Annotated in this window: 14 protein-coding genes; 9 read left to right on the plus strand and 5 right to left on the minus strand. The window is 41.3% G+C overall.

Annotated elements, in window-relative coordinates; all coding sequences use genetic code 11:
* Positions 1-1,647 carry an L-aspartate oxidase gene (nadB, locus tag FTU83_RS13520; protein WP_180106870.1) on the plus strand — a complete coding sequence of 549 codons (1,647 nt, stop codon included), beginning with the start codon at positions 1-3 and terminating at the stop codon, positions 1,645-1,647.
* Positions 1,648-1,727: 80 nt separating this feature from the next.
* Here the strand turns inward: nadB and FTU83_RS13525 are convergent, their stop codons facing one another.
* The 4 genes from FTU83_RS13525 to pabC all read right to left on the minus strand — a co-directional run bounded on the left by FTU83_RS13525 (position 1,728) and on the right by pabC (position 4,695).
* Entirely contained in the window at positions 1,728-2,147 is a 420-nt protein-coding gene (locus FTU83_RS13525; RefSeq protein WP_180003387.1) for a PaaI family thioesterase, read from the minus strand.
* Positions 2,148-2,216: 69 nt separating this feature from the next.
* Complete coding sequence (tmk, locus tag FTU83_RS13530) at positions 2,217-2,822, minus strand: dTMP kinase (protein ID WP_180003256.1); 606 nt, start codon at positions 2,820-2,822, stop codon at positions 2,217-2,219.
* Positions 2,823-2,831: 9 nt separating this feature from the next.
* Positions 2,832-3,884 carry an endolytic transglycosylase MltG gene (gene mltG, locus FTU83_RS13535; protein ID WP_180003258.1) on the minus strand — a complete coding sequence of 351 codons (1,053 nt, stop codon included), beginning with the start codon at positions 3,882-3,884 and terminating at the stop codon, positions 2,832-2,834.
* 1 nt (position 3,885) lies between these two features.
* Positions 3,886-4,695, minus strand: coding sequence for an aminodeoxychorismate lyase (gene pabC / locus FTU83_RS13540; protein WP_180003260.1), 810 nt, complete (start codon positions 4,693-4,695; stop codon positions 3,886-3,888).
* Between the two features lie 161 nt (positions 4,696-4,856).
* Here pabC and FTU83_RS13545 point away from each other — a divergent pair, with 161 nt between their 5' ends.
* The 8 genes from FTU83_RS13545 to FTU83_RS13580 all read left to right on the plus strand — a co-directional run bounded on the left by FTU83_RS13545 (position 4,857) and on the right by FTU83_RS13580 (position 12,937).
* Positions 4,857-5,864, plus strand: a complete 1,008-nt coding sequence (locus FTU83_RS13545) for a sulfate ABC transporter substrate-binding protein (protein ID WP_180063416.1) — start codon at positions 4,857-4,859, stop codon at positions 5,862-5,864.
* A 176-nt stretch (positions 5,865-6,040) separates the two neighbouring features.
* Positions 6,041-7,054 carry a sulfate ABC transporter substrate-binding protein gene (locus tag FTU83_RS13550; RefSeq protein ID WP_180106869.1) on the plus strand — a complete coding sequence of 338 codons (1,014 nt, stop codon included), beginning with the start codon at positions 6,041-6,043 and terminating at the stop codon, positions 7,052-7,054.
* A 33-nt stretch (positions 7,055-7,087) separates the two neighbouring features.
* On the plus strand, positions 7,088-7,693 hold the full coding sequence (locus tag FTU83_RS13555; RefSeq protein WP_180106867.1) for an alpha/beta hydrolase: 606 nt from the start codon (positions 7,088-7,090) through the stop codon (positions 7,691-7,693).
* A gap of 85 nt (positions 7,694-7,778) precedes the next feature.
* The gene (gene cysT / locus FTU83_RS13560) at positions 7,779-8,612 is read left to right on the plus strand and encodes a sulfate ABC transporter permease subunit CysT (RefSeq protein ID WP_078190342.1); all 834 of its coding nucleotides are present in this window, start codon (positions 7,779-7,781) and stop codon (positions 8,610-8,612) included.
* Positions 8,609-9,496 (plus strand): sulfate ABC transporter permease subunit CysW, encoded by an 888-nt coding sequence (cysW, locus tag FTU83_RS13565; protein ID WP_168378041.1) that lies wholly within the window; start codon positions 8,609-8,611, stop codon positions 9,494-9,496. Before cysT ends, cysW begins: the two co-directional genes overlap by 4 nt.
* A gap of 11 nt (positions 9,497-9,507) precedes the next feature.
* Positions 9,508-10,569, plus strand: coding sequence for a sulfate/molybdate ABC transporter ATP-binding protein (locus FTU83_RS13570; RefSeq protein WP_078190344.1), 1,062 nt, complete (start codon positions 9,508-9,510; stop codon positions 10,567-10,569).
* A gap of 55 nt (positions 10,570-10,624) precedes the next feature.
* Entirely contained in the window at positions 10,625-11,548 is a 924-nt protein-coding gene (locus FTU83_RS13575; RefSeq protein WP_078190345.1) for a CysB family HTH-type transcriptional regulator, read from the plus strand.
* A gap of 162 nt (positions 11,549-11,710) precedes the next feature.
* Entirely contained in the window at positions 11,711-12,937 is a 1,227-nt protein-coding gene (locus tag FTU83_RS13580; RefSeq protein ID WP_257222625.1) for an OmpP1/FadL family transporter, read from the plus strand.
* 16 nt (positions 12,938-12,953) lie between these two features.
* Here FTU83_RS13580 and FTU83_RS13585 read toward each other — a convergent pair.
* Positions 12,954-13,048 (minus strand): transposase domain-containing protein (locus FTU83_RS13585; protein ID WP_179993438.1); only part of this gene is annotated, 95 nt, incomplete at its 5' end.

Below are 13,048 nucleotides of genomic sequence, written 5' to 3' on the forward strand. Positions count from 1 at the left end.
ATGGACATGTCTAATTTAAACACGACACATCAATTTGATGTGATTATTGTGGGAAGTGGCGGTGCAGGCCTAAGTTTAGCCCTATCGTTACCAGATCATTTTAATATTGCTGTTTTAGCTAAATCGACGCTGACGGATGCCAGTACATATTATGCCCAAGGTGGTGTTGCTGCCGTCCTCGATAAAACAGATTCTATTGAACAACATATCAATGACACCATGATTGCCGGTGCGCATTTATGTGAAATGGCAGCGGTAAAACAAACCGTTGAAGGTGGTAAATCTTCTGTCGATTTTCTACTGAATCAGGGTGTGCAATTTACTTTAGACGACCAAGAACAGTTACATCTGACACGTGAAGGTGGTCACTCTCACCGGCGGATTATCCATGCAGCAGATGCCACAGGTCGTGCTATTTCCACAACATTGGTTGAACGTGCGCAAGAAAAAGCCAATATTCATATTTTTGAAAATTTTATTGCAATCGATTTAATCACCGCACAAAAATTAAATCCTGAAGCTGAAAACCGTGCTCTCGGTCTGTATGCTTTAGATGAAAAAACCGAAAAAGTACATACCTTTTTAGCACCGTTCACTGCCCTTGCCTGTGGTGGTGCCATGAAGGCATATTTATATACATCAAATCCCGACATTGCGACGGGTGATGGTATTGCCATGGCGTATCGTGCAGGCTGCCGTGTTGCCAATATGGAGTTTAACCAATTCCATCCAACCTGTTTATATCATCCTCAAGCTCGCTCTTTCTTAATTACTGAAGCGATGCGTGGCGAAGGTGCCTATTTACGTCTTCCAGATGGTGAACGCTTTATGCTGCGCTTTGATGAGCGTGCCGAATTAGCACCACGCGATATCGTAGCGCGCGCTATTGATTATGAAATCAAACGTCTAGGAATCCGTCATGTTTGGCTTGATATCACCCATAAACCTACGGAGTTTGTCCAAGAACATTTTCCAACATTGTACGCACGCTTAATGGAACTCGGCATTGATATCACCAAAGAAATGATTCCGGTGGTTCCTGCTGCGCACTACACCTGTGGTGGCGTTGTGGTCGATGAAAATAGTCAAACCGATATTCCAGGCCTATATGCCATTGGGGAAACCTCATATACCGGCCTACATGGTGCAAACCGTATGGCGAGTAATTCCTTACTGGAATGTTTCGTCTATGGCATGAGTGCATCAGCGCATATCAAAGCACAGTATCAGGGAACCTATCAGGCCCCTCATGTCCCTGAATGGGATGACTCGCAAGTGACCAACCCTGACGAAGATGTGGTGATTTTGCAGAATTGGGATGAACTTCGCCAAACCATGTGGAACTACGTGGGCATTGTCAGAACGACCAAGCGGCTTCAACGAGCGCTCCATCGTATTGAAATGCTTAAGCGTGAAATCACCGAGTATTATCAAGATTATCAAGTCAGTAAAAATCTGATTGAACTCCGTAACTTAGTATTGGTATCAGAAATGATTGTGCGCTGTGCAATGGAACGTAAAGAGTCTCGTGGTCTGCATTTCACTTTAGACTATCCTGAACAAGCAGACGAACTACGTAAAACTGTGTTAAGTCCACCCGATTTCCAAGTGGAATGTCCATTGGTGAATACAGAACTGGTTTCTTAAACATCTAAAATGTCTAAAAACCATAAAAAGCCGAATATAAATTCGGCTTTTTATTTGAATCAGCAAATGCAATTGAGCCTTTATATTCGTTTTGGTGGAATAGAATAACTCCCTGTTATATGTGCAACAGGCTCATCCACACCTGCTGAATACACCAACACCTCACCATAAATTATACTTTTGCCCACTTTCAGCAATCGACACTCGCCTATTAAATCTTGATTGGCTTCGGGTTTTCTTAAAAAATTAATATTCATATTGGTCGTGACCGCCAGTCCTACAATCCCGATCTCCCCCAATATAGCCACATATAGCGCAAAGTCCGCCAAAGTCATCATAGTCGGGCCTGAAACAGTATTGCCAGGCCGCAAATCTTTTTCAGTCACATGCCAAATTAAAGTGGCAGCCTTTTCTCCAACTTCTACAATAGTGCAATGCTTTAAGCTTGGCGCAAATTCAGTCTTAAGGAAATTGATAATCTCCTGTTTTGTAGCATGCATAAAAAAATCATCCATAACTTATGCTATGAATGATTTTTAAATCAAATACCCAAAGATTACTATGGCATTTTAAATCTGTTGCAAATGCAATAATGCCTGTTGAAAAACCTCTTCAGGTGTTTGCGTCGCATCGAGGCGCTTCATGCGTGCAGGTTCATTTTCGTGAATTTCAGCAAAACCTGAACGCACTTTTTCAAAGAAAGTTGCTTTCTCTTGCTCAAAACGATCTAAAGCACCACGTTCACGTGCACGTAACATCCCCGTTTCAATTGGAGCATCCAACCAAAAGGTAATATCTGGCATACGCGCCACAAAACCGTCATTTAAAACTTTCAGTTTTTCTCGGTCCAAACCACGACCTGCACACTGATATGCAAAACTCGAATCTGTAAAACGGTCACATAAAACGATTTTATCTGCAGCCAACGCCGGCAGAATCACGGCTTCTAAATGCTGCGCACGTGCCGCATACATCAGCAATAACTCAGTATCATTACTCATAGTTTCTTCGTGGTTCACTGAAAGCAACAATGAGCGAATTTGCTCTGCCATGGGAGTACCACCCGGCTCACGGGTTAATACCACATCTTTCGCTAAGTGTTGGAAATGCTCATGTAGTTTACGAATCAATGTGGTTTTACCCACACCTTCCGTGCCTTCAAAACTAATAAACATGCTCACTCCTCAATTTTTCGCACGAATTACCGATAAATACTCTTGTACCGCTCGGTTATGGTCTGACAAATTACTGCTAAATTTATGACCACCGTTACCTGTTGCCACGAAATAAATGTTATTTGACGCATCTGGATGCATCGCGGCTTCAATAGCTTTTTGACTTGGCAAAGCAATCGGTGTAGGCGGTAAGCCATTGATCGTATAAGTATTATATGCTGTAGGTGTACGTAGGTCTTGGCGAGTAATATTGCCTTGATATTTATCGCCCATGCCATAAATAACCGTAGGGTCCGTTTGTAAACGCATGCCTTGTTGCAAACGACGGACAAACACCCCTGATACTTGCTCTAACTCACGATCAAGACTGGTTTCTTTTTCAATAATCGACGCCATAATCAAGGCTTCATATTTATCTTTATACGGTAAATTTTGAGCTCGATTAGTCCAAGCCTGATCTAAGGCTTTAATTTGTCGGTTATACAAATCCTTCAAAATTTTTCGATCAGACTCGCCTTTTGCAAAGAAATATGTATTCGGTGCGAATAAGCCTTCAGGGTGCGAATACGGAATACCGAGTTCTTTTAAAATTTGTGCATATGGTAAATGACTGATGTCATGTGTCACCAAAGGGTCATTTTTTAAAGCATCTATGAGTTGCTTAAATGTCGTCCCTTCGATCACTAAAATTCGATTCATTTGCGCATTTTCAGAGTTAGAAATCAGTTTCATGACTTCACGTACGCTCATGCCTTCATGGATTTCATATACACCCGCTTTCAGGGTGTCATTGATCATGAACTTTTGGTACAGCTTCAAAATAATAGGAAAATTAACTTGTTTCTCTTTGGCCAGTCGGTCAATAAATCCTGAATAGGTATCCCCTGCACCAATCGCCAACATTTGCTTTTTTCCTTCCACGGGATAGGCTTTAAATAAACTCGACCACAGTAAAATCGCCACAAGTACAACGATACCAAGTAGCACAACCAAACATGCTTTAAATGGAAAACCTGCTGTGGCAGATTTTTTCTTATTTGTTTTTTTAGACGCGGTGGACATATTAACGAATCTGACTTAATTGAAGTGTTCGGAAAAGTTCAATACAAGCTTGAACATCTAACTCAACTCCATTCAGAGTTGATGCAATTTTCATGGGACTTAAAGCATTGCAGAAAAAAACACTCTGAAAATGCGTAATTTCATCCATATTGACGTGACGTTGAGTACATGGAATTTGATGCTGCTGCATCCGTTTTAAAATTTCTGCACGCATGACACCATGCACGCCATTATAACGAAGTTCGGGCGTAATCCATCCTTCATTTGTGCGAATAAAACAATTACTGCTCACACCTTCAACAACTGTACCTTGTACATCCGTCACCAAAGCTTCGCCCCATGGGGTTTGATCCAACTCTGCTTTGAGCATGACTTGTTCTAATCGATTTAAGGACTTTAAGCCCACCAAACTTGGCATGGTTAACCCAATAGCTTGATGTAATACACCACTTTCGACAGTTTCGTACTCAAAATCTGCAACGGTTTTGGGGTAATAAAACACCCAAACATCTGCTGGGTGCTCAGGTAAACTATAGCCACGCTGACCAATACCACGACTCAACACAATTTTTAAAGTGCCATTGACGACATCTTGTTTACGTAACAATTTTAGAGTGTCTTCAATGAGGCTTAAATCTGCATTTAGCTTTAATCGCTCATTGCTCAGTTTTAATCGTGCAATATGCAAAGCTAATAGTTCTATTTGTCCTTGGCGAATACGTGCCGTGCTAAAACAGCCATCGCCATAGTGAAAGGCTCGATCAAGTAAATTAACTTGTTCTATTTGCTGCGCATTTTTAAAACACTGCATACGTCGTCATCCCAATTACATCACTTTATTTTAAAAAATAATCATTCAGCATATATTTCTTTTTTGTTCATATTAAATTCTTTTTTAATTATTTTTTCTGCATAAAAACTACAGATATTCTTGCCTCATCCAACAAAACATGTATAAAAATTGAGGACAACATGAATCTATCTAAATTAAAACTTGGGGTTTTGGCTGCATTCATTTCTGCCACAGCATTCAGTGCATCTGCCAAAGATTTCTTAAATGTGTCATATGATCCAACCCGTGAATTGTATGACAACTTCAATAAAGACTTTAGTGTTTACTGGAAAAAAACCACAGGCCAAGACATTAACTTTAAACAATCTCATGGTGGATCAGGTAAACAGGCTCGTGCTGTTATTGATGGTCTAGATGCCGATGTCGTCACTTTGGCCTTGGCTGCAGATATTGATGAAATTGCTGCACGTGGTTTAGTTGCAAAAGACTGGCAAAAGAAATTCCCACAAAACTCAACGCCATATACATCGACCATTGTGTTCTTAGTACATAAAGGCAACCCGAAAGGCATCAAAGACTGGGGCGATTTAATTAAACCGGGTGTCGACATTATTACCCCGAACCCAAAAACATCGGGTGGTGCGCGCTGGAACTATCTAGCAGCGTGGGCTTGGGCAAAACATCAAGCAGGTGGTAATGATGCAAAAGCCCAAGAATTTGTCCGTCAAATTTATAAGCAAACCAAAGTCCTCGACTCAGGCGCACGTGGTGCAACAACTACATTCGCTGAACGTGGCATTGGTGACGTGCTATTGGCTTGGGAAAATGAAGCACATTTGGCAGTTCGTGAACAGCCGGGTAAGTTTGAGATTGTGACCCCTTCACTTTCTATCTTGGCCGAGCCACCTGTTGCGATTGTAGAAAAAAATGCTAAGAAAGATGGCAATGAAAATTTAGCCAAAGCGTATTTAAATTATCTGTACTCACCTGCAGGTCAAACTATTGCCGCACAGAACTATTATCGTCCACGTAATGCGGCAGTTTTAGCAAAATATAAAAATGTTTTTAAACCTTTAAAACTCGTCACGATTGATAAAGAGTTTGGTGGTTGGAGCAAAGTACAGAAAAAACATTTTGAAAATGGTGGCGTCTTTGATCAAATCGTGAAGACCAATAATTCCAAATAATGCTTTAAATACAGAAAAGCATCTTCCTTTCGCATAAGGTCGATGCTTTTTTTTCGTATACACACCTGTTATCTTTTTTATTCATATAAAATTCGTTTTTAATTATTTTTTATGCATAAAGATTGGCGCTATTCTTCACCCATGTTACAGACAAAGTAAAAATTATTGAGGTCCACATGAGTATTTCCGCAAAATTAAAATTGGGTGTTCTTGCTGCAGTCATCTCGACAGTTTCTTTTGGCGTAGCTGCAAAAGACTTTTTAAACGTATCTTACGACCCAACGCGTGAACTCTATGAAAGTGTGAATAAAGACTTCAGTAAATACTGGGAAAGCCGTACTGGTCAAAAAATTAATTTTAAACAATCTCACGGTGGTTCAGGTAAACAAGCGCGTGCAGTCATTGATGGCTTAGATGCCGATGTGGTGACTTTAGCACTTGCAGCGGATATTGATGTGATTGCAGAAAAAGCCAAACTTTTACCTGCAGATTGGCAAAAGAAACTTCCACAAAACTCAACGCCATATACCTCAACGATTGTGTTCTTAGTCCGTAAAGGCAACCCAAAAGCGATTAAAGATTGGGGCGATCTAGTTAAACCAGGCGTGGGTATTATTACCCCAAACCCGAAAACTTCAGGCGGTGCGCGTTGGAACTATTTAGCTGCATGGGCGTGGGCAAAACATCAAGCGGGTGGTAATGATACAACGGCTCAAGAATTTGTCCGTAAGATTTATAAAAACACCAAAGTACTCGATTCAGGCGCACGTGGTTCGACTACGACCTTTGCTGAACGTGGCATTGGTGATGTATTACTGGCTTGGGAAAATGAAGCACATTTAGCGATTCGTGAACAACCGGGTAAATTTGAAATTGTGACCCCTTCACTTTCAATTTTAGCTGAGCCACCTGTTGCTGTTTTAGAAAAAAATGCAGAGAAAAAAGGCAATCTTTATTTAGCCAAAGGTTATTTAAACTTCCTTTATTCACCACGTGGTCAGCAAATCGCAGCTCAGAACTTTTACCGTCCACGTAACGCTACAACGCTTGCACAATACGCATCAGTCTTTAAGCCACTTAAACTCGTAACCATTGATAAAGAATTTGGTGGTTGGGATAAAGTCCAAAAAGCACACTTTGAAAATGGCGGCGTGTTTGACCAAATCGTCAAAGCCAACAATGGAAAATAAGACCATTCATTGACTGAATCAGGAGAACTTGACATGACACATACAGTAATTGTCCCGGGTGTAGGCGGTAGTGAACACGCACATTGGCAATCTTGGTTACAACGTCAGCTCATGTCTAGCTCTCGTGTTCAGCAAAAAGACTGGAATCATCCTGTACTAAAAGACTGGATTAAACAATTCGTTCAAACCGTACGACCTTTACAGGGTGAAATTCAAATTGTGGCGCATAGCTTTGGTTGTTTAACCACGGTGGCAGCATTGGCCTTGTATCCAGAACTTAATAAAAAAATCAAAAATTTAGTTTTGGTTGCGCCAGCCAATCCAGCACGCTTTGGAGAAAACGGCTTTGCACGCGACAGTACAACGGATTACAAAGCATTTTTTCATCAGCTAACTATTCGTGTGCCGACAACGATGTTGATTAGTGAAAATGATCCTTGGCTTGGCTTTGAAGATGCAAAACAACTTGCTGATGCTTGGAAGCTTTACCCTGTGAATATGGGTGCTGTGGGTCACATTAATGTTGCATCAGGTTTTGGACCGTTTCCTGAAATTTTCAATTACTTAATTTCAGAAAACCACATGAAACATATCAGCTTTACTGATGAAAACAAGTATTTATTTCAATTTGCTTTTTAAGTACTGAGCATTAAGCTTGTCGCAAAATCATTTATTCAATTTTGCTGACCTTTTAAGTCAGCTTTTCTCATTTTGAGGAGTCATCATGTCGCAGCGATCCCGAGTGCTGCCAGGATTTGGTCTTTCTCTAGGCTTTACCCTAGCGTATTTATCCTTAATTGTGCTCATTCCCCTTTCGGCCGTATTTATTAAATCGTTAGGTATCGGTTGGGACGGACTATGGGAAATTTTAAGCTCAGAACGTATTTTAAAATCGTTACAACTGAGTTTTAGTGCCGCCATTATTGCTGCGTTAGTCAATGTGGTTTTTGGTTTGCTCTTAGCATGGTGTTTAGTTCGTTATACCTTCCCCGGTAAACGTATTGTCGATGCCTTGGTTGATTTACCTTTTGCATTGCCAACTGCCGTTGCGGGTATTGCATTGACTTCGTTATATGCACCGACTGGTTGGATCGGTCAGTACCTTGAACCTATTGGCATTAAAGTCGCATATACCCCGATCGGTATTACCTTAGCCCTCATCTTTATTGGTATTCCTTTTGTGGTTCGTACTGTACAGCCTGTACTGAGCGACCTAGAAACTGAACTTGAAGAAGCAGCTTCAGCATTGGGTGCAAATCGCTTTCAGATCGTGACCAAAGTGATCTTACCTATTCTATTTCCTGCGCTGTTAACAGGTTTTGCTTTGGCCTTTGCACGCGGTGTGGGTGAGTATGGATCGGTGATTTTTATCGCAGGTAACCAACCCTTCAAAACTGAAATTGCCCCATTGATGATCATCTCTCGCCTTGAGGAATACGATTATGCAGGCGCGACCACGATTGCAGTCGTGATGCTGGTGATTTCTTTTGCCATTTTATTCTTAATTAACTTGGTTCAAGCATGGGCAAGTCGCCGTACAGGGAGAACTGCACGATGAATACGAATAGTAATGCGCTTGCGGAAAAATTACAGTCGCGTGATGCTACGCGTGAACCAACATGGGTACGCTATACACTGATAGTGATTGCATTGATTTTCTTTGCGAGCTGCCTGATTTTGCCCTTGGTTTTGGTTTTCGTTGAAGCCTTTAAACAAGGTGTTGGCGTTTACTTCCAAGCACTGGTTCATCCAGACACATTATCAGCAGTGAAACTGACCTTACTGACCGCTGTGATTGCCGTACCGCTAAACGTAGTGTTTGGTGTAGCTGCGGCATGGTGTGTTGCCAAGTTTAATTTCCGTGGTAAATCTATTTTAACCACGATTATTGATATGCCATTTTCAGTCTCTCCAGTCATTGCTGGCTTAATGTTGGTATTGATTTTTGGTACTCAAGGTTGGTTAGGCGGCTGGCTAATGGATAACGACATCAAAATTTTGTATGCCGTTCCAGCCATTGTCCTTGCTACTGTGTTTATTACCGTTCCTTTTGTGGCACGTGAGCTAATTCCGTTAATGGAAGCTCAAGGGACTGAGGAAGAAGAAGCAGCTATCGTATTGGGTGCTTCAGGCTGGCAGACTTTCTGGAAAGTGACCCTTCCAAATATCAAATGGGGCTTAATCTACGGCGTGATTCTATGTAATGCACGTGCAATGGGTGAGTTTGGTGCTGTTTCTGTGGTTTCAGGTCACATTCGCGGCGAAACCAATACCTTACCGCTACACGTAGAAATCCTTTATAACGAATATACCTTTAGTGCTGCTTTTGCTGTGTCTTCACTATTAGCACTCTTGGCGATTGTCACCCTGATTTTAAAAACATGGGTTGAACTACGTCAGGAACGACAAGACAAGCGTAAAGAAGATTCACAAGTTTCTTAAGGAATGACCTCATGAGTATTCAAGTAAAAAATATTGAAAAACACTTTGGTGCATTCCATGCACTTAAAAATATCTCTTTAGATTTTCCTGATGGCCAGCTCGTTGCGCTGCTTGGCCCATCAGGCTGTGGTAAAACTACCCTGCTCCGTATCATTGCCGGTCTTGAATCTGCCGATGGCGGTCAAGTGATTTTAGAAGGTGAAGATGCCACTAAAGTTCATGTCCGTGAACGTGAAGTTGGTTTTGTATTCCAGCATTATGCACTGTTCCGCCACATGACCGTGTTTGACAACATTGCTTTTGGTTTACGCGTACGCCCACGTGCAACACGTCCATCTGAAGCCGAGATCAAAAAGCGGGTTACTCGTTTGCTTGATCTTGTTCAACTTGGTTTCTTGGCTGACCGTTACCCTGCACAACTTTCAGGTGGTCAACGCCAACGTATTGCCCTTGCACGTGCATTAGCGGTTGAACCGCGTGTGTTATTACTGGATGAACCTTTTGGTGCATTGGATGCCAAAGTTCGTAAAGAATTACGCCGCTGGTTACGTACCTTGCATGACGAACTCCACATCACCTCTATTTTCGTGACCCATGACCAAGAAGAAGCGCTTGAAGTGGCCGATCAAATCATTGTGATGAACAAAGGCAACGTAGAACAGATTGGCTCGCCACGTGAAGTTTATGAAAAACCTGCAACACCGTTTGTATTTGACTTTTTAGGTCAAGCCAACCGTTTTGAAGGTCAAAATAGCAATGGCCTAATACAAATTGGTGAAGACCGAATTTTGTTGCCACAAAACGCCAATGCGCCGCAAGGCAATGTCATTGCCTTCGCTCGCCCGGATGAACTGCGTATTCATGCACAACCGCAAGAAAATGCCATCCAAGCGACTTTTGTACGTGAGCTTTGGATTGCAGGTAAAGTCATTGCTGAACTGCATGACCGCCAAGGCAATCTGATCGAAATTTCATTAACGGCTGATGAAGCGAAAGCGCATCAATTCCGCCCAAATCAAACGGTATGGTTAAGTGCAACGAACTTGCATTTATTTGAAAACCAAGTTGCATAAAACAATAAGTTGGGGCCTTCACAAGCCCCACTTGCTTTTAAGGTAAAATAAAATTATGAATTTCCAACAATTAAGAATTATTCGAGAAACCGTACGTCAGAATTTTAATTTAACAGAAGCGTCTGCTGCACTTTACACCTCGCAGTCTGGCGTGAGTAAACACATCAAAGATCTAGAAGATGAACTTGGTGTACAGCTGTTTATCCGTAAAGGTAAACGTCTACTCGGTTTAACCGAACCAGGCCAATCATTATTGGGTATCGTTGAACGCATGCTCGTAGATGCAGATAATATTAAACGTCTGGCAGATGACTTCAACAAAGTAGATGAAGGGACATTGACGATTGCGACCACACATACGCAAGCACGTTATGTCTTGCCGCCGATTGTGAACCAATTTAAAAAAGAATTTCCAAAAGTTCATCTAATTTTGCAACAAGCAAGCCCTGTTGAAATTACAGAAATGCTCCTTCAAGGTGAAGCGGATATCGGGATCGCAACCGAATCATTAACCAATGAAGATAACCTGGCAAGCGTGCCTTACTACAACTGGCAACACAGCATCATTACGCCTAAAGAGCACCCACTGACCCAAAAATCAAATATCACCATTGAAGATTTATCGAACTATCCAATTATTACCTATCACGGTGGTTTTACAGGTCGTTCAAAAATTGATAAAGCCTTTGAAGATTCAGGCTTTGATGTTGATATCGTGATGTCCGCACTTGATGCAGACGTTATTAAAACCTATGTTGAACTTAATATGGGAGTGGGTATTGTCAACGATGTGGCATATGACCCAGAACGTGATTACCGTTTAAAACAAATTCCTACCGATATTTTTGGTGTTAATACCACTTGGATTGCTGTTCGCAAAGGACATTTGCTACGTGGCTATGGCTATGAGTTTATTTCTTTATGTTCACCAGATGCTGACATCAAAGCGTTGAAAAAAGTCGCTTACCCAGAAGACTGATAGGCCAATTGACGAATTAAAGAGGACACCTGCTGTCCTCTTTTTTTGATAAACACATATTTTATCTAAGTTTTCTTGGCTTTATTTTTAATTGTGATTAAAATACATCCAACACAATAAAAATTAAAACCTCATTACTTCCGACCCATAAGCCAGGACTTTATGAAAAATCAATTCGTCGCAGTGGCAGTCGGTATCGTCTGCCCCATACAAATCATGTATGCAGCAGGGATAGAAAACTCAGATCAATCGATCTCGGCCTTTCTTGAACCCGGAAATTATACTGAAGTCAGTTTCGCTTATGTCGATGCTCAAGTTGACGGCAAAGTTCTGAATCAAGGCTTAATTAGTGAATTGGGCATCACTGATTTTTCTACAGGGAATCTCGCCCATCAACAATTTTCTGGGAAATTTGCACTTAAAATTCAACCGCATGAAAATATTTCTGCGGGGGTGATTTATGAACAACCCTTTCATACCGATATCAGTTATCAATATAGTCCACGCTTACCAGATGGCTCAAATATCGATATTGAAAGCGCCGATATTAACTTTAGAACGCATAACCTAACTGGGCTGGTAGGCTATCAACCTAATAAAAATTGGAATATTTATAGCGGTTTAAGCCTACAAACATTTAAGGCTGATTTAAAAATATCTGGGCAACAATATGCTGCTCTCAATGGCTACCATGCCGATTTTAAACAAAATGAAGCGCTTGGTTGGCTGCTCGGTTTAAGCTATCAAATCCCTGAATATGCTATTAAAACTAGCCTAACCTATCGTTCAAAAATCAAACATGAAAATACGACCTCTGAATCAACTTTATATTCAAATGGTCCTTTTCAATTAGTACCAGACACCCATACCTCCATTCAAACGCCACAAAGCGTCAATTTTGATTTTCAAACAGCCATTAGCCCACACAATGTTGTATATGGCACAGTTCGGTGGATTAATTGGAAAGATTTCAACATTCAGCCACCGCAGTTTAATGCCGTGCTTCAATACGCAGCACTCGATCCACAATACCGTGATTTAGCTGATATCCAATTGGTGGAATATCAAAAAGATCAATGGTCAGGAAAATTGGGGATTGCACATCAATTTAATCCGAGTTGGCTCGCTGCTGCAGAATTTATTTGGGACAACGGGACAGGAAATGCGGTGTCTACCTTAAACCCAAGTGATGGCTATCGAGGTTTAGGTTTAGGTATGATGTATAAATTTAACCCGAACAATTTTCTAGCGACTGGCCTGTATTATATGAAACTCTCAAAACCATCGAATACTGAAAAATCTCATATTTCAGGTCTTGCAAGTGTCTCAGACAATGATGCCATGATCTATGGTCTGAAATTTGGTCACACATTTGTAAGCGTCCGCTGAACCCCATGCCTATTTTTTAATTCGATTTAGGTTTCCAGCGGTGTGGTAGCAATTCTTCAATCTGAGTCACTTTATGTGTCGGCAACCTTTTCAGCACATCACTTAAATAGG

Origin of the sequence: Acinetobacter sp. YH12152 (assembly GCF_013418285.1) — a bacterium.
GTDB lineage: Bacteria > Pseudomonadota > Gammaproteobacteria > Pseudomonadales > Moraxellaceae > Acinetobacter > Acinetobacter amyesii.

Excerpts from the sequence above, each read along its gene's own strand:
- FTU83_RS13525 (WP_180003387.1), bottom strand. The coding sequence starts at position 2,147 with ATGCATGCTACAAAACAGGAGATTATCAATTTCCTTAAGACTGAATTT.
- tmk (WP_180003256.1), bottom strand. The coding sequence starts at position 2,822 with ATGTTTATTAGTTTTGAAGGCACGGAAGGTGTGGGTAAAACCACATTG.
- FTU83_RS13550 (WP_180106869.1), top strand. The coding sequence starts at position 6,041 with ATGAGTATTTCCGCAAAATTAAAATTGGGTGTTCTTGCTGCAGTCATC.
- mltG (WP_180003258.1), bottom strand. The coding sequence starts at position 3,884 with ATGTCCACCGCGTCTAAAAAAACAAATAAGAAAAAATCTGCCACAGCA.
- pabC (WP_180003260.1), bottom strand. The coding sequence starts at position 4,695 with ATGCAGTGTTTTAAAAATGCGCAGCAAATAGAACAAGTTAATTTACTT.
- cysW (WP_168378041.1), top strand. The coding sequence starts at position 8,609 with ATGAATACGAATAGTAATGCGCTTGCGGAAAAATTACAGTCGCGTGAT.
- FTU83_RS13555 (WP_180106867.1), top strand. The coding sequence starts at position 7,088 with ATGACACATACAGTAATTGTCCCGGGTGTAGGCGGTAGTGAACACGCA.
- FTU83_RS13580 (WP_257222625.1), top strand. The coding sequence starts at position 11,711 with ATGAAAAATCAATTCGTCGCAGTGGCAGTCGGTATCGTCTGCCCCATA.
- FTU83_RS13575 (WP_078190345.1), top strand. The coding sequence starts at position 10,625 with ATGAATTTCCAACAATTAAGAATTATTCGAGAAACCGTACGTCAGAAT.
- nadB (WP_180106870.1), top strand. The coding sequence starts at position 1 with ATGGACATGTCTAATTTAAACACGACACATCAATTTGATGTGATTATT.
- cysT (WP_078190342.1), top strand. The coding sequence starts at position 7,779 with ATGTCGCAGCGATCCCGAGTGCTGCCAGGATTTGGTCTTTCTCTAGGC.
- FTU83_RS13570 (WP_078190344.1), top strand. The coding sequence starts at position 9,508 with ATGAGTATTCAAGTAAAAAATATTGAAAAACACTTTGGTGCATTCCAT.
- FTU83_RS13545 (WP_180063416.1), top strand. The coding sequence starts at position 4,857 with ATGAATCTATCTAAATTAAAACTTGGGGTTTTGGCTGCATTCATTTCT.